Annotated in this window: 22 protein-coding genes; 4 read left to right on the forward strand and 18 right to left on the reverse strand. The window is 47.9% G+C overall.

The window, feature by feature from the left end; translation table 11 throughout:
• Positions 1-21: 21 nt before the first annotated feature.
• Positions 22-909, reverse strand: coding sequence for a PhzF family phenazine biosynthesis isomerase (locus tag MKX98_RS22790; RefSeq protein WP_339218521.1), 888 nt, complete (start codon positions 907-909; stop codon positions 22-24).
• Positions 910-1,101: 192 nt separating this feature from the next.
• Between MKX98_RS22790 and MKX98_RS22795 the strand changes: the two genes are divergently transcribed.
• The gene (locus tag MKX98_RS22795) at positions 1,102-2,211 is read left to right on the forward strand and encodes a glycosyltransferase family 2 protein (RefSeq protein WP_339218522.1); all 1,110 of its coding nucleotides are present in this window, start codon (positions 1,102-1,104) and stop codon (positions 2,209-2,211) included.
• 52 nt (positions 2,212-2,263) lie between these two features.
• On the opposite strand, the gene MKX98_RS22800 is transcribed toward MKX98_RS22795, so the two are convergent.
• The 6 genes from MKX98_RS22800 to MKX98_RS22825 form a co-directional block, all read right to left on the reverse strand.
• A complete protein-coding gene (locus MKX98_RS22800; RefSeq protein ID WP_220684508.1) occupies positions 2,264-4,399 on the reverse strand; it encodes an Ig-like domain-containing protein in 2,136 nt (711 codons plus the stop codon).
• 210 nt (positions 4,400-4,609) lie between these two features.
• Complete coding sequence (gene pgsA, locus MKX98_RS22805; RefSeq protein ID WP_194543691.1) at positions 4,610-5,194, reverse strand: CDP-diacylglycerol--glycerol-3-phosphate 3-phosphatidyltransferase; 585 nt, start codon at positions 5,192-5,194, stop codon at positions 4,610-4,612.
• Positions 5,195-5,239: 45 nt separating this feature from the next.
• On the reverse strand, positions 5,240-5,665 hold the full coding sequence (gene fosB, locus MKX98_RS22810; RefSeq protein WP_194543692.1) for a metallothiol transferase FosB: 426 nt from the start codon (positions 5,663-5,665) through the stop codon (positions 5,240-5,242).
• Positions 5,646-6,359, reverse strand: a complete 714-nt coding sequence (locus MKX98_RS22815) for an HAD family hydrolase (RefSeq protein ID WP_220684505.1) — start codon at positions 6,357-6,359, stop codon at positions 5,646-5,648. Before MKX98_RS22815 ends, fosB begins: the two co-directional genes overlap by 20 nt.
• Before the next feature lie 18 nt (positions 6,360-6,377).
• Positions 6,378-6,857: an 8-oxo-dGTP diphosphatase gene (locus MKX98_RS22820; protein ID WP_194544882.1), complete on the reverse strand. Its 480-nt coding sequence runs from the start codon at positions 6,855-6,857 to the stop codon at positions 6,378-6,380.
• A gap of 215 nt (positions 6,858-7,072) precedes the next feature.
• Complete coding sequence (locus MKX98_RS22825) at positions 7,073-7,807, reverse strand: sigma-70 family RNA polymerase sigma factor (RefSeq protein ID WP_339218525.1); 735 nt, start codon at positions 7,805-7,807, stop codon at positions 7,073-7,075.
• A 179-nt stretch (positions 7,808-7,986) separates the two neighbouring features.
• Between MKX98_RS22825 and clpP the strand changes: the two genes are divergently transcribed.
• Both clpP and MKX98_RS22835 read left to right on the forward strand, forming a co-directional pair.
• Positions 7,987-8,568: an ATP-dependent Clp endopeptidase proteolytic subunit ClpP gene (gene clpP, locus MKX98_RS22830; protein ID WP_339218528.1), complete on the forward strand. Its 582-nt coding sequence runs from the start codon at positions 7,987-7,989 to the stop codon at positions 8,566-8,568.
• 71 nt (positions 8,569-8,639) lie between these two features.
• Positions 8,640-8,855 (forward strand): hypothetical protein, encoded by a 216-nt coding sequence (locus tag MKX98_RS22835; RefSeq protein WP_071219928.1) that lies wholly within the window; start codon positions 8,640-8,642, stop codon positions 8,853-8,855.
• A gap of 30 nt (positions 8,856-8,885) precedes the next feature.
• Here the strand turns inward: MKX98_RS22835 and MKX98_RS22840 are convergent, their stop codons facing one another.
• From MKX98_RS22840 to MKX98_RS22890, 11 genes are all read right to left on the reverse strand, one after another.
• Complete coding sequence (locus MKX98_RS22840) at positions 8,886-9,797, reverse strand: aminoglycoside phosphotransferase family protein (RefSeq protein ID WP_339224547.1); 912 nt, start codon at positions 9,795-9,797, stop codon at positions 8,886-8,888.
• A gap of 21 nt (positions 9,798-9,818) precedes the next feature.
• Positions 9,819-10,115 carry an antibiotic biosynthesis monooxygenase gene (locus tag MKX98_RS22845; protein WP_071219926.1) on the reverse strand — a complete coding sequence of 99 codons (297 nt, stop codon included), beginning with the start codon at positions 10,113-10,115 and terminating at the stop codon, positions 9,819-9,821.
• Between the two features lie 42 nt (positions 10,116-10,157).
• Positions 10,158-10,511, reverse strand: coding sequence for a DUF952 domain-containing protein (locus MKX98_RS22850; protein ID WP_339218532.1), 354 nt, complete (start codon positions 10,509-10,511; stop codon positions 10,158-10,160).
• A gap of 128 nt (positions 10,512-10,639) precedes the next feature.
• A complete protein-coding gene (locus MKX98_RS22855) occupies positions 10,640-11,332 on the reverse strand; it encodes a cyanophycinase (RefSeq protein WP_339218534.1) in 693 nt (230 codons plus the stop codon).
• A 12-nt stretch (positions 11,333-11,344) separates the two neighbouring features.
• Positions 11,345-11,557, reverse strand: a complete 213-nt coding sequence (locus MKX98_RS22860; RefSeq protein WP_194545159.1) for a hypothetical protein — start codon at positions 11,555-11,557, stop codon at positions 11,345-11,347.
• A gap of 39 nt (positions 11,558-11,596) precedes the next feature.
• Positions 11,597-12,607, reverse strand: a complete 1,011-nt coding sequence (locus MKX98_RS22865) for a phosphotransferase (protein ID WP_339218536.1) — start codon at positions 12,605-12,607, stop codon at positions 11,597-11,599.
• Between the two features lie 42 nt (positions 12,608-12,649).
• The gene (locus MKX98_RS22870; protein WP_339218537.1) at positions 12,650-13,216 is read right to left on the reverse strand and encodes an NUDIX hydrolase; all 567 of its coding nucleotides are present in this window, start codon (positions 13,214-13,216) and stop codon (positions 12,650-12,652) included.
• 38 nt (positions 13,217-13,254) lie between these two features.
• Positions 13,255-14,136 carry a GNAT family N-acetyltransferase gene (locus MKX98_RS22875; protein WP_220684497.1) on the reverse strand — a complete coding sequence of 294 codons (882 nt, stop codon included), beginning with the start codon at positions 14,134-14,136 and terminating at the stop codon, positions 13,255-13,257.
• A 136-nt stretch (positions 14,137-14,272) separates the two neighbouring features.
• Positions 14,273-15,967, reverse strand: coding sequence for a M3 family oligoendopeptidase (locus MKX98_RS22880; protein ID WP_220684496.1), 1,695 nt, complete (start codon positions 15,965-15,967; stop codon positions 14,273-14,275).
• A gap of 142 nt (positions 15,968-16,109) precedes the next feature.
• Positions 16,110-16,424 (reverse strand): multidrug efflux SMR transporter, encoded by a 315-nt coding sequence (locus MKX98_RS22885; RefSeq protein WP_194543702.1) that lies wholly within the window; start codon positions 16,422-16,424, stop codon positions 16,110-16,112.
• Entirely contained in the window at positions 16,424-16,771 is a 348-nt protein-coding gene (locus tag MKX98_RS22890) for an SMR family transporter (RefSeq protein ID WP_194543703.1), read from the reverse strand. Before MKX98_RS22890 ends, MKX98_RS22885 begins: the two co-directional genes overlap by 1 nt.
• 146 nt (positions 16,772-16,917) lie before the next feature.
• Between MKX98_RS22890 and MKX98_RS22895 the strand changes: the two genes are divergently transcribed.
• Complete coding sequence (locus MKX98_RS22895; protein WP_339218539.1) at positions 16,918-17,787, forward strand: LysR family transcriptional regulator; 870 nt, start codon at positions 16,918-16,920, stop codon at positions 17,785-17,787.
• Positions 17,788-17,790 lie beyond the last annotated feature (3 nt).

Below are 17,790 nucleotides of genomic sequence, written 5' to 3' on the forward strand. Positions count from 1 at the left end.
CTATCATTCGATGGTCATCCATCAATAGCTAACCTGGAATTCTTTTACAAACACCGCCGTACCGGAAATATAGACATCCATGGTCTCTTTACGACGGTTCACATGAACATGCACTCTACCGTCTTTCCCCATTTCCTGGCCTTGTTCAATACTAAATCGAGCGGAGGATAACTCAGGGTTCAGGTAAGTCAAATAATAAGCCCCCATTACCCCCGATGCAGTTCCAGTTACCGGGTCTTCAATGGTACCCGAATACGGCGATGAGAAATGTCTCGCGTGCATGAACGAAGACGCATCCATCGTTTCCAGGCAAAAAGGATGCAGTGAGGCCTTGGGGTTTTCGGTTAAAATGTACGGGAACACTGCATTATCTGGCACCATCCGGTCAAAATGATGCAACCCTTTTATCGGGACCAACAATGTCCAGATCCCCGTGCTTCCATAAACGATAGGCATACTTAAGTCCAAATCGTCACGTTTCAGACCTATGGATGATGCTAGACGGTCTACATCACCCTCGTAGGATATGAATTGAGGGTGATCCTGCTTCATCTTCATGGTTAACAGGCCCTCGGCATTTTGATATTCTATAGGCAAACTGCCCACCTTGGTCTCAATCCACACGGTTTCTTTTTCCGGCAGCAGTCCCCTGGTTTTTAAAGCATACATGGATGCCATGGTGGCATGGCCGCATAAATTCATTTCATGGCCCGGAGTAAAATACCTCAATCTGATATCTGCTTGCTCTGATTGTAAGATAAAGGTGGTTTCATTGAATCCAACGCTGCGAGCGATGGATTGCATCTCCTCCTCCGTCAGATCATCTGCATTCAGAACCACCCCAGCAGGATTCCCCTTGTTAGGCTGCACGGAGAATGCATCGTAATGAAGCACGTTTATAGATTTCATGTTCCTCTACCCCTTCTTTCTGCACCGTCTATGATTTGCTATCCAAATTAGTGAAGATTTTACCATTAGGGGATATGTTAAATCCAGACCAAATTTCAAACAGCTTCCTGTATAAGGTTCATTTCGTAAGCTGACTTGAATATATATCTGGCATATTGTTATGAATCAAAACCATACATGGGGGTAATTTCATTGAACACTATCAGCCTGTGCATGATCGTAAAAAACGAGGAACTCGTGTTAAACCGCTGTTTATCCTGTGTTGCCGACATCGTGGATGAGATCATCATTGTCGATACAGGATCTACCGATCGTACAAAAGAAATCGCTCAATCCTTTACAGAGCTCATCTTTGATTTTGAGTGGATTGACGATTTCTCGGCTGCGCGTAATTTCGCTTTTAGTAAGGCTACCCAGGACTATATCCTGTGGCTCGATGCTGACGACATACTGCTGGAAGAAGACCAGCTCAAGTTAAAAACGCTTAAAGAAAACCTTACATCCGGCATCGATTCCGTAACCATGCTCTACCATTTAAGTTCGGACGAATTTGGCAATGTCACCTTCAGTCTCCGGCGCAACCGTCTTGTGAAGCGAAACAGAGGCTTCCGATGGATCGGACCCGTCCATGAGTATCTAGAGGTCTACGGCAATATTATCAATAGCGATATCGCGGTTACCCATCTCAGCTCGAAGCATGACCCCGATACCGGCCGGAATCTTAGAATCTACGAGAAGCGTGAGACGGCTGGCGAATCGTTCACGCCACGAGATTTATTCTATTATGCGAATGAATTGAAGGATCACGGCCAATTCGAGAAAGCTATTGATTATTACGAACAATTTTTACATACGGAACAGGGCTGGATTGAGGATATACTCACGGCCTGCAGCAGGCTATCCGATTGCCATCACGAGCTCGGAAATGGGCAAGCCTCTTTTGAATCCTCTATCAGATCCTTGCATTATGCGCCACCGCGGTCCGAATTCTGCTGCCGCATTGGTTACCATTTTTTCGTGAAAAACAACTACGATACGGCCATTTACTGGTATAAACTGGCGACCGAGCTTGAGCTGCCTCCGGGTTATATGGGATTTCACAACCCCTCCTTCTCCACCTGGCTGCCTCACCTGCAATTGGCCGTTTGTTACGACCGGATCGGAGCCCATGTTCTTGCCAATCAGCATAATGAGCAGGCGCTTGTCTATCGCCCAGGCGATGAAACGATACTGGCGAACCAGGAATATTTTCAAAACAAGCTGCAGGAGCTTCAAAATGACCAAGAACGGCCCAGTCCATAGAAAAGACAGCAGCCCGGCTTCTAAAAAGCCGGGCTGCTGCTAATCTGTTGTCCTATTTGACAGAGACGGTAATGGATACAGTCTTTGAATTGTACTGCCCTTTAATACGGGCGGTTCCCTTCGCGATCGCTTCAATACGTCCGTTCGTTACTTTGGCAACGTTGGAGTTGCTGGTTGTCCAAACGGCGGTGTCTCCTACATTTATTTTCGCGCCGGTATCGAATTCGGCCGTAACCGTAACGGTTTTGACGTCACCGGGCTTCAAGTTCAGTTTCTTCTCGCTGACAATCAATTTCTTCATTTTCGGAACCACGTTTACCTTAACGGTAACTTCTTTGCCTTGGTATGAACCCGTAATCGTTGCCTTACCCTCGGCAACCGCCTTAACGGAGGTTCTGGATACCGTCACAATCGCAGTGTCCGAAGAACTCCAATTCATCTTGGATGAGAGCGAAACCGTTTTGCCGTTGCTGTAATAGCCTGTAACTTTAATCGATTTGGATTTCTTGATGTTGAGATCGATATTCTCCGGCTCTACAACGATCTTCACAACTTCCTGTTCAACCACGACCGGAATCTTGACTTCTTTATTCAGGTAAGTGCCTTTCAGTGTCGTCGAGCCTTTCGTTAAGCCCTTGATCGTACCGTCTTTAATGACAGCCGCAGAGCCCGTCAGTGACCATTCAACGGAAGAGGTCACATCGCTCTCCGTGCCATCTTCAAATACAGCATTTACTTTCGGCAGCGCAATGCTTCTTCCCATTACCAGCTGATACTCTTCTACATCCGGCAGAAGTACCAGCACTTTTTCATTGACGGTAACCGGCACCGTCGCTACTACTCTGGAGCCGATCTTACCGGTGATCGTTGCTGTACCGGCGTCGATGGCTTTGATTTTGCCGTCTTCGGTCGTTACCACTTTCTCATCGCTGGAAGTCCAGTTAACCGCGCTGCTGAAGTCCTCTTTCTCGTCGTCCAGAAGCGTTCCCGTCACTTTAGGGAAGGACTTGGATTCGCCTTTCAGCACATCCACTTCCGTATCAGCTGCCTCAAACTTGGTCACGGTCGGATATACTTTAACCGAGAATTCTTTACTGATTCCCAAGTAACTAACTTTAATGGTAGAGGTTCCCGAAGCTCTCGCTGTAATCACGCCACCATTAACGGAAACAGCCAGCGGGTTGGATGAGGTCCATTCCCCGGGCACGTCGATGGATTGCGAAGCCGCGTTGCGAACCTTGGCTTGTACCGTAATCGAATCATTCATGAACAGAACCGGATTCTTGATAAAATCCGTCTGATCCAGAATCAAAGCTTCATAAGGATTGCGCACATACACATCCAATTTGGCCGTTGAACCCAGATAGCTCACGCTGATCGTAGATTTACCCAACGCAAGCGGCTTTAGCTTGCCATCCTCAATTGTAGCTACGGAAGAATTGGACGATTTCAACTCTATTTTATCCGTCACGTCCATACCTGTATCGGTCTCCGACTGCTTAGCGAATACTTTCAGCTCAACAGGCGCATCGCCAACCAAGAGCTCCAGATCTTCACCCGGAACGATCGCAAGCTTTTGGTAAGGTGCAATGACTTTCACCGTGAAGGAAGCTTTGAGTCCTTTGTATTCCGCAGTCACGGTTGCGCTTCCTAGACCCACAAGGGTCAGTTCGCCTTTGCTTACTTTTACAACGCTGTCATCGGAAGTGGTCCACTTCGCTTCCGTGGTTACGTCGTTTGTTCCGTCAGCCAAGGCTTTAACGGTTAGACCTTCCGTTCCAAGCTTATGCTCCACTTTATTGGGCTGATCCAGTTTAAACTCGTCAATGGCAAATTTAACGTCGACGTCAATCGTCTTGATCGCGCCTTTGTATTTTGCCGTAACTCGGGCTGTACCTTTCTCCAGTGGAATGATGAGTCCACCGTCAACCTTTACAATTCTCGTGTTGGACGAAGTCCACGTCGACTCATTGGTTACATCCTTCTTCGTAGAAGAGCCTTCAATGTTAGCCAATACTCGAAGTTGTTCCGAGGTTTCATTAACGGTTAAGTAAATTTTGCTCTCGTTCGTATCAAATTCAATCGACGTTACGTCCCCGGAGGCGGCGAATACGCTGGTTGGAAAAACCATCGCCAACATCATCACAACGACAAGAAACATCTTCGTTGTCTTTCTGTTTAAGCTCATTTATTTCTCTCCTTTGTACCTTCTGTCTCTCAGGCTTTTTTTCAGTCTATCTCTATATCGACAGTCCCGGATGAAATCGTTACCTTCTGACGCCAAAATAGGCACAAAGTAGGATATTTTCCCAGCCCCGGATCTCGAAAAAAATCCGGCGTGATAAAATGGACAGCTGTCCCTATCAGTCAAGCCGGGGTAACGCTCATCCTGCTTACATCAGCTCAATTTTATGAGTTTATAATTGTTCAACAGATAATGGATGCCCGAATATATCGTCAAGGCGACTGCTGCAAGCATGAGAAATTCATCCACTTGAATCATAGTGACGAGCTGAAACGGATAATTATCCAGCAATACCGCTGCAATGGCTATCACCTGAAGCACCATTTTCAATTTGCCGAGACTGTCAGCGGACAATGCGATTCCCTGCTCGGATGCAACCATCCTAAGCCCTGTGATCACAAATTCCCGCGCAATGATGGCAACGGCTATCCACGTCGCAACCATCCCTGATTGAACCATCATGATTAAGGCAACCGATATAAGCAGTTTATCCGCGAGCGGATCCAGTAGTTTTCCGAGATTCGTGATTTGATTGTATTTCCTCGCGATGTAACCGTCCAGCTTGTCCGTAGCCGAAGCAAGAATGAACACGCCCAGCGCGATGTAGGTTCCATAAACATGAATAAATCCGAAGAAGCGGCTGTTCTCGGTCAGCCATAGCGGATACTCAGCAAAAAAAAGAATGAATAATGGAATCAGCATTATTCTGGCTATCGTTATTTTGTTGGCAAGGTTCATCGGTTCATCTCCTCGATCTGCAATTGGAATCGTTCGTTCCCCTAACTATTCGGCATCGTAAAAGGTCATATGCTCTTTATCCGCGCGGTAATAGTCCAGCCTGTCCTTCATGGAGCCCGTATGAAACTCGAACATATGCCCATCCGGGTCCAGGAAGTAGATCGACTTCTTGTCCTTCTCCTCCCTTGCCCTTCCCGGCAAAATCTCCACCTGGAGCGCTTGCAGACGAAGCAGCGTTGTTTCATACTCCTCCTCTTCCATAGTAAAGGCAATATGCGTATATGTTCTATTCGAGGTGCTCCTGTCGACATCTTCTTCATTTAAAGCAATCCACAGTCCGTTCAGATCAAAATATGCCAGCTTTCTCCCTTTAACCAGAAGTTTGGCTTCAAATACGTCCCTATAAAAAGCGATGGACCGTTCCAATTCCGAAACAGAAAAACAGAGATGGTTAATGGCCTGCAGTTTCATTGTTGGGCGACTCCTTTTTAATAGAAGATTCGATAAGATCCAGCACTTGCAGCGGTTGATGGATCTTCTCATGCTCGCTCTCAATAAACGTGTTGTACCAATAGGCGTGATATGGCCTAAGACCGGCATTGCTGGCGCCTCTCAGCTCATCTGAACCGCCATCCCCGATAAACAGAGATTCCTGTGGTGTTACGCACAAGCGGTCACAAGCCAATCGATAGATTTCCGGGTTCGGTTTGGCTACCCCAACTTCATATGAGAAGATAACGTCATCGAAGTAAGGCGCCAATCCGCTCTGGCCAAAAGAAATTACCTCTTCTTCCGAGCAATTGCTGATCAAGCCCACCTTCAGACCCCTTTCACGCAAAAGATCCAGCATCCTGCAGATCTCATTCGATATCGTATTGAAAGGGATTATCTTCTCGCTGACTCTCGACTGGTAGAGAAACTCTACGTGTTCCTGATGATAAGGTAAACTCCGGGAATCAAGGATATCCCGGATCACCGCGTGATAGTTGGGAAAATGACCATTCATTCTTTGCTCAAACCGGATGCTCCACTCCCGTTTAAACTCCGCTTCGGATAGCCCGAGTCTATTCATATAATCATAGGACCTCTTGGACACCCGCTTGCCGTTTGCGAATTCCGTAATTAACGTCTCGAATAAATCGAAGAACACCGCCCTGACCATCATGAAACACCGCTCCCTTCGTTAATCAACGATCCCTGCCGCCTGAGGTGATTTCGCCGGATACCGCTTGATGGTTTCATCCAGAACAATCCCGGTCTTCTCGTCCCAAATCTCGCTTAATTCAAACGTACCTTCTTCAAAAAACAACGGAAACCGGCGTTTAAACCAATCCTGCATAGGCAGCTTTAATGCCTCATCCCGGTCCACCCATAACAGCTCTCCTTCAGGGGGATGCTCCAGCAATTCCCCTTCAAAGGAGGTGGCCAAATAATTAAACACCATGTACCGTAGACCTGTGTTCGGCTCACACGATTCCTCCAGGCCTTTATAGACGATGTCCTTTACAATCAAGCCGGTTTCTTCCCGCACCTCCCGAATGGCTCCGTTTACAATGCTTTCCGGAAAATCCACTTTGCCGCCGGGCGCAATATATCCGGGGAATCCTTTGGCATCCGGTCTGTTCATCAGCAGAACGCTGCTTCCGTCTTGTATCATGCACATGGTGTACAACTTCACTTCGGTCTGCAACCTAACCCCTCATTCCTAACGGTTCTACTTGGTTTATATTATACATCCGCCAAGCGCTGAATGACGATATGATGAACGGAGATTCGTGTCGTCTTTTTCATTGTTATGTTGCATCAAAAAAAAGGCCCGAGCAACCTCTGCTCCGGCCTTCCCGATAAATGTATGATCAACCTGCTCGAATCTTCGCTTTACGCGGCCATTCTCATGTCAGACGAATATCCGCCGTACATCATATAACTTGCGCTCGGTGTTTCAACCTGCATCGGAACCATGCAGCCGATGGCTGATGCTTCACTGCTATTCCATTGAATAAGTCTCACGACCGCTTCAACGTCCCCGGATTGGTATGCCTCTGCCAATGCCTGAAGATTCAGGGTCATCTCCTCGTCTTCCGGCATAGCCAATTCAAGTTCCTCTTCCTCCGGATCCAGTGATTGCAGCACTTTGTGAGCTCGATGAAGGGCCGCTTTCACCGCTCCCTCCGTCGTTTTCAGTTTCACCGCAGTTTCCGAAACAGAATATTCGTACACTTCACGGAGCACCAGCACCGTTCTCTGCAGGGGCGACAAGTGTTCCAGCAGCCATTTAAAAGCGAACTCGATGTTCAGTTTGCTGTCCTCGTTCGACGCTTCTTCCCTAGGCAAAACATGTTCCAGCTTCTCATCCAGAATTCGTCTATAGGTCTGATCCCGGCGAACCCGGTCAATCCATGTATTCTTGGCAATCCGCAGCAGCAGCGCTTCGGGGTTGACATGGCTCCGCTGCTTCAGATGCTCCAGTGCCTTGATCCAAGTGTCCTGCACCAGATCATCGGAATCCCATGAGGAGTTTGTGAGGGACAGACAATATCTGTGCAGGGTAGCATTCATTTCCTCAAAGCTTAGATCAGCCGGAGGGGTAACGCTCGGGCGAAATATCGTCATCGGAAGCCAACTCCTTTCCTAATCTCGATACAGATATCTTATATGTAAACGAATGAAGTTATCTTTTCGTTACTTTGATTTTCGAACAATTTATTTCGTGGTTTCTCCGTATCTTTTGCGGCTGCCTCTTCGTTTACTTGCTGAAACCTGAAAACCTAACGAATATGGAGGATGAAACCATGAATGTTGTTCCTTATGTTGTAGAACAAACCAACCGGGGCGAACGATCTTACGATATTTATTCCCGATTGCTGAAGGATCGGATCGTGTTTGTGGGTGCAGCCATCGATGACGCCATCGCTAACAGCATTATCGCACAGCTGTTGTTTCTGGCGGCTGAGGATCCTGAGAAGGATATCCACATGTATATCAATAGTCCGGGCGGCTCGGTATCCGCGGGCTTTGGCATTTACGATACCATGCAGATCATCAAACCTCAAGTCAACACCATCTGCACCGGTTTTGCCGCTTCTTACGGCGCGATCCTGCTGCTGGCCGGGGCCAAAGGCAAACGACTTGCGCTGCCGAACAGCGAGATCATGATCCATCAGCCGCTGGGTGGTGTGCAAGGGCAGGCTACCGATATTGCCATTACGGCAAAACGCATCCTGAGAACCCGTGAGAAGCTGGCACAGATTATATCCGAGCGGACAGGTCAATCCGTCGAACGCGTCGAAAAGGATATGGAGCGGGATTATTTTATGTCGGCGGAAGAAGCGAAGGAATACGGCATCATTGACGATATCGTCACGAAACTGTGACGCTAATCGTATATAATGGCCTGATCCGTTAGACCCGATACTCTATTTTATTCACAAGGAGTGGAACGTATATGCTGAAAAGTTTGCTCAATCAGGAAGTGAGCATTTATTTTACGGATGGAAGCTATGTGCGAAACGGCACGCTGGAGGAAGTAGGCGATCAATTTATCCGGTACCAGGACGAATATGAGATGCTGTATGTACCGTTAACCGCAATCCGCTACGTTTCCGTGAATACCAAGGAACGAGACAAACCTCGAGTGGGATTTGCACCAACCTCCCGATAAGTTAACAAGAACCGCATGGACTCCTTAAGCTCATGCGGTTCTGTTTGTATCGCGGTTGATTTTTTCTAATAGGAATGAGAGCATTCGCTGCTTGCAGACTTCGTTCTGCTCCTTTTTATGAAAGCCGATAAACTGCAGGGCATGAATAACAGAATAGAAATCAATTAGCGCCCGCTGTTCTTGCTCCATTCCCCAATGCCTGCATAACGCCTCCACGTATGGCATCCCCTGCTCTCCAATATCGGAGACCACCGCCGTCTTGGTGAGGGCAATCATGTACAGCGGATCCCCGTAGCATACCCAATCAAAATCAACGATACCCTGAAGCTTGCCTTGGGCCACAATTACATTCTTGATCGTAAGATCATCAAGGAAACAGATGGGCTCCACTTGGTCAAAATAAGGCGTGTAACGCTGCTTCATGTGTTGCAATTGGACGATAGTCTCCGGAGTAACATCATCGATTATGTGATCGATATGCTGGCGGATATCACGATCGATGATCTGAGTCCAGGATGAGAAGGGCCCCTGCTCTCCAATTGGAACCCATCCGAATCCGGTGCCTCGGGGAAGCTCTGACACGCTGCGTTGGTATGAAATGATCTGCTGGGCAAGTTCAGTCATTTGTTCATGCGTCATTCCCTCAAGCTCATATCGGAGGTCCCGTCCGGGGAAGTGCTCCAGTATCATATAAGCAAAGGGGACCAATTCCATGGACACATCCGTTCGGATCACACTCGGTACCGGCAAGCCTAATGAAGAAAGAATCGCAATATTGTCCGCTGTATGCTCCAGGACGCCGGGCTTGTCATTGGTTCTGAGAATGATTTGCTCATCGGATAATGTCACACTATATACCTGATTGGTATGGCCAAATGACATGGGTTCGATCTTCAGCGGCGGGCTGCCGTAAACCTCTTTTATAAGATCCTCCAGGCTCATCTCCAACACCTGCCTTAACGGTCACTTTATGTACACATCTTCAAAATGTTCAACGACGGGGAATGGATCATAAAAGTGATGCAGCAATTCTTTCCATTCCTGATATTCGGCGGATCCCCTAAAACCTATCGTGTGATCCTCCAGCGTCTCCCATTTCACCAATAGAACATATTTGTGCGAATCCTCCAGGCACCGCTTCAACTCATGGTGGATATACCCCTCCATCTTGGATATGATCCCTGAGGCGATTTGGAAATTGCGTTCAAAATCTGACGTAAGTCCTGGTTTCACTTGCAGCATGGCCACTTCGAGTATCATTGCGTTTCCTCCTTGGTTTCAAGTTAAAATTCATATCACGGTCTATCCACTATATTCAAGCTCGGCAGAAGGCTGAAACGCAAATACCCCCTCTTCATCCGGCTCAAAACGATACATCTTCTGGACGGCGTTCAGATTCAGCCCTCCATATATATGCGGGTACAACTGGTTCATCTCATATAAGTCCTCATACACAATCTCCACATCCACCTGATCTTCCTGGATACCCAGAACAAATAGATCCGTCCTTCCCGTGTAGAACGTATTGGCGACTCCGCTGACTTGCTCCTCTGTGGAGTAGTGGATGAATCCGTCCGTTTGTAAGCTCGGCGGCTCGTACAATCTATTCTCTCGTGCTATCATCCAGGCTTCCTTAGAAATTATATGATAGATCATGCCGTCCGTTCCCCCAGTCGCTTATTTTTTCGTACTATCTTGACACACTTGAGCTAAAAAAACCATGCTTTTCTTATTGTTGTCAGATGGCATTCTTCCTATTGGCATAAAAAAGAAAGAAAACACCCTTAGGATGTCCTCTTTATCATCGTATATTGATCCAGGTCATCATCCTCGAAGATGACTTCATGGACGGCTTCTCCCAAACTATAAGCCAGCTGCCCATTGATAAATACGGCACAGGCCTGCTCATCGATGCCGATCCCGCGCTTCACCTTCTTCGTTCTCATACCTTCCAGCAGATTGGACTGGTCGCTCCACTCCGTATAATGAACGCTGATCAAGACATTCGAAAGCAACCCTACCCCTTGCTTAAACAGCATTACGCTTTGTTCATTATCCAGTGGCGATATGAGGCAGGTTTCCGGAAGAATCAAGGCGCCTGCCGAATTTCCTGCAATGGGAACGCCGTTCTCGTAACCGTTGATCAGCAGCTCTTTAAAACGACCAGTCGCGTAATAGTGATGGTATTTCTCCGTGTTGCCCCCGCCAATAAATATCCCCGTGGCCTGTGTCAACACCTGTTCAGCCTGTTCCATGTCCAGCTTTCCGTCATCATCGGGAACGATCACCTTCACATCCTGAGCACCCGATTCTGCCCACATCTGCTGAAACAGGGGAACATACTCCTCCCAGCCCGGTCTGTTCATAATGCATAAAACAATTCTGGCGTTAGAACCGCCCGCTTGCTCTATAAATTGTCTATTTGCCTCTCTTTGAAAGGAATTTCCTCCAAGCAAAAATAAATATCGATCCCTCAAGGTAACGCCCCCTTATTTCTTCTTTTTCGGACCTCGTTTATAGACATAGAACAACAGCACGGATATAAAATATATCGGAAGCAGGATAATGCCAATCACAGCGCTCAGCAGGACGATGGAGAGCTGGCCGCGGTCTGCCATCGCATCGTAATTCACATACCCGAAGACAATCCATACCAGCCATACCAATGTAACCGCATATCCTATTTTATAAGGTAATCTCACAGCATGGTTCACATCCTAGAAGTTATGTACGTGACACATTCATAAACATTTCGAATACAACAATTCAACAAACTCGTGCTGCTTTCGTTCCATCCATTCTCTTCTGATCTGAAGTTGCTTCAACATCAGGTGAAAATAGGAGGCGATGTTCCTTCCGGCCAAATGCTGCCCGATATAGATGCTTAATAAAGAAACATAATATAACTGCATGATATAGGGAATCCACTGGATCTCTGCACGAGTTAACCTCATATATTTTCGATATTCATCTAAAAACAGCTCGACCTTTGTCAAGGTCTGGTCCTCATGCTGAAGAAGATGGTTCAGACAAATGGATAGTTCCCATATCCGTATGTCCATAGCAGCAAAATCAAAATCCAATACACCGCTCATCTCCCTGGACTGGGGATTGATCAAGAGATTAAAAACCAAAATATCATGATGGACCATTTGCTTAGGCAGTGCATTCAGCTCAGCTGCATGGTTAATCACAGATTCATAGTATCCTTGCAATACAGCTATCTGTTCAGCATCAATATCAAAAGGAGGGCATGCCAAAAACTCATTAATTTTCGTCTGATTCGATAGAGAATGGAGGTTGTAAACATCATGGAACGCAATCGCAGGACAAACCACATCGACGGAATCCGATTCGAATTGCTGAAGAGCATATGATATTTCCCCAACTGTCCGCCCGTAACTTAGCACATCGGTCATGCTGGATAGATCAGGGGCCTCCCCTTCGATAAACCGTGACAGAGAGCCCAGGGAGCCGTCCGACAGAACCACGTACTTCGCATCATCCTTAGTGGAGACGAAACCTGGAATATCAAACGATAAGGAACAACGCTCCAAGTAAGCTGTTAGTTCAACCTCAAACCGCAGCCTCTCTTCATTCTTCGTATGACGATTGTATATTCTTGCGACGTATTTCTTTTGGTTCATTGCTACAATTCGGGATTCATTCGTCATGCCGAAAGGAACGGTCTCGATCGATTGCACAGGTCCATGAAAATAATGCTGCAACAGCTCCTGAAATACGTGTTCCACTGACTACACCTCTTTTCGGTTCAGCGCGTTCCCTCATGCAACTCATGGTTCATCGTTAGTTAGTTGAATCGAACGGTCTTCTTGTCGTATGGCAAAAGCCAGCTTGTACAGATCTGCAATATCTTGCCTGCCCGTCTCCTCCAATCGCTTCACGGCTTCCTCCAAATCAACGGCCTCTACCGCGATGACCTGCTCCCCATCCTCTGGATTCAGCGGCTCCCCAACGATGCGTACATCCCCGTATCCAACCAATCTGACAAAATGAGGATGGGGAATATGCGGCCGATAAGGTGTCTTGCTGCTGGATTCGCAACGGAACTGGCCGAAGACCCGGAACGACTCGAGTTCTGCGCCAAGCTCCTCCCTAACCTCCCGTCTAAGTCCTTCCATATAGGACTCGCCGGGCTCCAGGGTTCCTCCGGGAAGCTCCCAGCTTCCGTCCGCTACCTGAAAAATAATGCAGCGATCCCCGGCAAACGGAAGAATCGCGACATTGCTGACCTTCGATTCTTCGATTTCATCTCCGATGGCAAACCTGGCTCGGACTACGCCCCATTGAATATCTTTCGCGAGAGCCGGGTACAGGCTCATATCCGTGTTTTTTCTCATGCACGCATTTCCTTTCGAACTATACGAATTCATTCAACCTATGTACCGCTGTACTCATGTACCATAAGCACCTGCTCCATCGAGCTCGTATATCCAAGCTCCTGCAGCACGTTCACCAGTTCCTTATGCGAAGCCCGGATGTTGAATGCGGACCGCTTGCAGGCATAACCGGGTTGTATCATCTCCAGTACCGCCGTCTTCATCACGGCTTCTGCATCCGGATGTCCTGGAGCAGCCTCACAACGAAACAGCGTGATTGCTGCCAAACTGCCTGAGGCATCAAACACCCGCTTAAACAAACCAAAGCCCACCTGTTCTTCTCCTTCAAACACAATGACGCATTCACCGTCCTTGATACTGGAAGCGTCTGTCTGCCAGACTTCACCGGATCGATAGAAGGCTACAGATGCAGCCTCCGCTGCCAGGCCTCTGACCAGCGTATACGGTGAACGGGTATTCTTCGCATCTTGCTGCTCCGGGAGCTGTTCATTCGTCATGATGAGCAGCCGGTCGATGATATGATATCCAACGCTTTCGTAGAGACGAATCGCTGGCGCATTTGTGCTGATCGCCTCTAAATAGGCACGACGGACGCCTTGTTCTTCGTACAGCTCTTCGTTTTTCTCCATCATGTTTTTGCCGATTCCCTTCCCCCGGAAATCGGGAGCTAGCGCTGTCCCGCCGTTACGTGCAATCTTAACGCCATCTTCTTCCCGAAAGCTGTTCATGACGATGCCGGCCGGTACGCCATCCATGTAACAAGCGAGTGATCTCTCCATGCACAAACCATCGCTTCCGATACGGGCAATGAAGCGGTCCAGCGGCATCGAGGCGTTCACCATGTATCCTTCAAATGAGTGATTCCACAACTCCGATACTTCCCGAATCGGAAGCTCGCTTAGCGGTTTATACGTAATCATAGTTATAATCCTCCTAATTTATGGGCAATAAGTGGGTTCTATGAAAGATGCTTTCTATTAAAAACATGCAGGAAGAACACCTGAGTCTTTACTCACTCATGTTCTCCTGCATGTCTTAGCCATGCTTATTTACGATTTAAAGAGCTGCATCGTCTACGCTGTCCAGCCAAGCTTCGATGCTGCCAATGACGGAAGTGACACAGCCATCCTCGAATGGAGAGATCAAACCTGCCACCTTCACCAGTTCGGTGAAGGACTTGCTTCCACCTTGACGGCACAGGTTCAGATAATCTGCCCATGCAGCGGATTTGTCCTCGTGCATCTTCTTCCAGAATTGGAATGCACAGATTTGAGCCAACGTATAGTCGATATAATAGAACGGCGTGCTAAAAATATGACCCTGTTTATGCCAGAAGCCGCCTTGCTCCAGATACGCATTGTCATCATAGTTCCGGTGCGGCAGATATTTGCGCTCAATTTCGCGCCATGCCTGTTTCCGTTCAGCCGGCGTAGCATCCGGATTCTCATAAACAAAGTGCTGGAATTCGTCAACCGTTACGCCGTAAGGGATGAAGATAAGTCCGCTTGCGAGATGGTCGAAGCGGTATTTATCGGCCTCATCCTCGAAGAAGCGGTCCATCCACGGCCATGTGAAGAATTCCATGCTCATGGAATGGATTTCGCACGCCTCATAGGTTGGGAACCCATACTCCGGTACCTCGAAACCTCTGCTCTCATATACTTGGAACGCATGACCGGCTTCGTGCGTCAGCACATCAATATCACCGGAAGTCCCGTTAAAGTTGGAGAAAATAAACGGTGCGCCATACTCGCTGATATAGGTACAGTATCCGCCGCTCTGCTTGCCTTTTTTGGCAACCAGATCCATAAGGCCGTTCTCCTGCATGAAGGTAAAGAACTCATGGGTTTCCGGAGATAATTCTTCATACATCTTCGCGCCATGGGTGACGATCCAATCCGGGTCGCCCTTCGGTGTTGCGTTCCCCGATTTGAATGAGAAGTTCTCATCGTAGTACAGCAGTTGGTCCACATCGATTCGTTTCTGCTGACGTTCTTTCAGCTTGCTTGCAACCGGAACGATATGCTCCAGCACCTGGTTACGGAAGTTAGCCACCATCTCCGCGTTATAGTCCGTGCGGGCCATGCGGGCATAACCAAGCTCTACGTAATTGTTAAATCCTAGTTTCTTGGCAATCTTGGTTCTCACTTTAACCAGATCGTCATAGATACGGTCGAAGTTTGCTTCGTTCTCAGCCATGAAGCCGCTGGACGCCTCCATTGCACGTTTACGCATATTGCGGTCCGTCGATTGCTGGAAGGGAATCAATTGCGACAGGGTACGCTCTTCGCCTTCGAACTGAATTTTGGCAGAAGCGATCAGCTTCGAATATTCCGTCGTCAATTTATTTTCCTGCTGCAGGTCCTCGATGATCTCAGGACTGAAGGTTTTGAGGGAAAGCTCTGCCAATTGGAACAGCTGACGCCCCCATTTGTCTTCCAGCTGAGCTCTGAATTTCGAATCCACGAGAGCCCGATAATAATCCGTTATGTATTCCTGGATGACCGGTCCGTTCTCGTCAAAGAAATCCTGCTCTGCCTTATAGAACTCGTCGTTCGTATCAATCGAGTGCCGGATATACACCAGTTGACTCAGGGTATCCATCTCACTGCGTAGTTTGTTAATGCGGGTCATCGCCTCATCCTGTTCCTCATACGTGCTGGCGGAGGTGAAGGCGTTAAGCTGCTCTTTAAACTTTTGCTCAAAAGCTTTTACGTCGGGGCGTTCATAGCGATACTCGCTGAATTTCATAAGATACACCTGTCCTTTCCCATATAAAAAATGCATCCTGGCGTCTGATCGGATGGATTCAAAACACCAAACTATATCTAAATTCTATATGCGAATCAGAATATCCTTCACAGGTCTATGAAATTCTACACGCCCCTATGGGTTACGTTATAATCTTAAGGCCGATCGCTGAAGCCAGAATTAAAGCAATGAAAAATATCCGACGCGCTTCCTTCGGTTCTCCAAAAGCAAACATCCCCAGCAAGGTACTGCCGGCCGTCCCCATTCCTGTCCAAATCGCATAAGCGGTTCCCATGGAAATAAAGGCCATCGCGTACGTCAGCAGCAGGAAACTCGAACCGAGCGAACAGGCCAAAAAGATGTAGGATCCCACGCTGCGGGTCAGGCTCACCCTTCTTAACGCAATCACACCCAACACTTCACATAACCCTGCGCCGATCAGAGCGATCCATTCCATTACGCACCACTCTCCTTCGCCTGGTTATCCGTATCCTTCGTGACCAGTTTGAGTCCGAGCACCCCTGCAGCCAACATACCAATCAGCAGCAGCTTGACGGGATTCGCCTGCTCGCCAAACAGGAGGATCTCAACTAGCACCGTACCGGCTGTCCCCAGTCCGGTGAAGATCACATAGACCGTACCGATGGGAAGTTTAGCAGCAGAGTCCAAAAAAACTTTGAAGCTGAATATAATCGAAGCGATGGTAATGATCCACTGCCACCAGGTATCGGAATGCTTCAAACCGGATACCCATACAACCTCCAGTGCCCCCGCTATTAGTAAGAGCCACCATGCCTTTTTCATCTCCAACATCCTTCCACTCTGTATTTGTATGAACATATTCATGGTGTAGTTGTGATTGTAATCTAAAAATGGCATACCGTATAATGATAAATAATAATGATGTCATCATTTTTAGTGATGACTGAAGGAGAGAAAGGAGGGTTTAGATGGAGCTTACCGATCTGAAGGTTTTTCTAAAGATTGCAGAGGAAGGGAATATCACCCGCGCTGCGGAGCAGCTTGGATATGTGCAGTCCAATGTTACGGCCCGTGTCAAAAAGCTTGAGAATGAACTGGGAGTCCCCTTATTGAACCGACACTCCAGTGGAGTGACCTTAACAGAAAAAGGGCGCACGTTCCGGGACTATGCGTGTACCATTCTCAATCTGTCTGAAGAAGCGGTGCGTGCTGTACAAGAAACGCCTTATCCAAGCGGTTCTTTAACCATTGGCGTCGTGGATACGGTGCATTGCGGACATTTCATTAAATCCTTGTCGGACTATCAAACCATGTACCCGGACGTCACGCTATCGCTCTTGACCGGCAGCTCTTCGGAGCTGATTACCCAAGTATTAAACTATCAGCTGGACGGGGCATTTGTGACGGGAAACATTCCGCCAAAGCTGGTTGCCGATTATATCGAAGAGGATGAGGTCAAACTGCTGACCAAGTCGAAGGAGCAGCCCTTTCCCGATCTGGCGGTGACCAAATGGGCCGTTGCTCCGGCGGGATGCCCGTTTCGAAGCATCCTCGAAAGATGGCTGTTAAGCGAAGGGATTCCGATGACCAATATGATCGAAGTCTCATCATTAGAGACCCAATTAGGCATCGTACAATCTGGTCTTGCCGCTACACTGCTACCCACTTCCGTCTTGAGTGGAGAATTTGCGAATATGGGCAGCTTCTCGATCCCGGAAGCCTTCCGGCATACCTCGACAAGCCTGATCCGGCGCAACGACCGGTTCAGGAACAAGGCATTTTCCGCTTTTACCGAGCTGGTTAAAGTTAATTTCGATAAAAGTGCGAACTCTAAGTAATAG

This window comes from Paenibacillus sp. FSL W7-1332 (assembly GCF_037969785.1).
Taxonomy (GTDB): domain Bacteria; phylum Bacillota; class Bacilli; order Paenibacillales; family Paenibacillaceae; genus Paenibacillus_AQ.

Excerpts from the sequence above, each read along its gene's own strand:
- MKX98_RS22790 (WP_339218521.1), bottom strand. The coding sequence starts at position 909 with ATGAAATCTATAAACGTGCTTCATTACGATGCATTCTCCGTGCAGCCT.
- MKX98_RS22825 (WP_339218525.1), bottom strand. The coding sequence starts at position 7,807 with ATGACGATATTTCGCCCGAGCGTTACCCCTCCGGCTGATCTAAGCTTT.
- pgsA (WP_194543691.1), bottom strand. The coding sequence starts at position 5,194 with ATGAACCTTGCCAACAAAATAACGATAGCCAGAATAATGCTGATTCCA.
- MKX98_RS22845 (WP_071219926.1), bottom strand. The coding sequence starts at position 10,115 with ATGATACTCGAAGTGGCCATGCTGCAAGTGAAACCAGGACTTACGTCA.
- MKX98_RS22880 (WP_220684496.1), bottom strand. The coding sequence starts at position 15,967 with ATGAAATTCAGCGAGTATCGCTATGAACGCCCCGACGTAAAAGCTTTT.
- MKX98_RS22870 (WP_339218537.1), bottom strand. The coding sequence starts at position 13,216 with ATGAGAAAAAACACGGATATGAGCCTGTACCCGGCTCTCGCGAAAGAT.
- MKX98_RS22885 (WP_194543702.1), bottom strand. The coding sequence starts at position 16,424 with ATGGAATGGATCGCTCTGATCGGCGCAGGGTTATGTGAAGTGTTGGGT.
- MKX98_RS22820 (WP_194544882.1), bottom strand. The coding sequence starts at position 6,857 with ATGTGCATGATACAAGACGGAAGCAGCGTTCTGCTGATGAACAGACCG.
- MKX98_RS22815 (WP_220684505.1), bottom strand. The coding sequence starts at position 6,359 with ATGATGGTCAGGGCGGTGTTCTTCGATTTATTCGAGACGTTAATTACG.
- MKX98_RS22875 (WP_220684497.1), bottom strand. The coding sequence starts at position 14,136 with ATGATTACGTATAAACCGCTAAGCGAGCTTCCGATTCGGGAAGTATCG.
- MKX98_RS22800 (WP_220684508.1), bottom strand. The coding sequence starts at position 4,399 with ATGAGCTTAAACAGAAAGACAACGAAGATGTTTCTTGTCGTTGTGATG.
- clpP (WP_339218528.1), top strand. The coding sequence starts at position 7,987 with ATGAATGTTGTTCCTTATGTTGTAGAACAAACCAACCGGGGCGAACGA.
- MKX98_RS22850 (WP_339218532.1), bottom strand. The coding sequence starts at position 10,511 with ATGATCTATCATATAATTTCTAAGGAAGCCTGGATGATAGCACGAGAG.
- MKX98_RS22890 (WP_194543703.1), bottom strand. The coding sequence starts at position 16,771 with ATGAAAAAGGCATGGTGGCTCTTACTAATAGCGGGGGCACTGGAGGTT.
- MKX98_RS22835 (WP_071219928.1), top strand. The coding sequence starts at position 8,640 with ATGCTGAAAAGTTTGCTCAATCAGGAAGTGAGCATTTATTTTACGGAT.
- MKX98_RS22895 (WP_339218539.1), top strand. The coding sequence starts at position 16,918 with ATGGAGCTTACCGATCTGAAGGTTTTTCTAAAGATTGCAGAGGAAGGG.
- fosB (WP_194543692.1), bottom strand. The coding sequence starts at position 5,665 with ATGAAACTGCAGGCCATTAACCATCTCTGTTTTTCTGTTTCGGAATTG.
- MKX98_RS22840 (WP_339224547.1), bottom strand. The coding sequence starts at position 9,797 with ATGAGCCTGGAGGATCTTATAAAAGAGGTTTACGGCAGCCCGCCGCTG.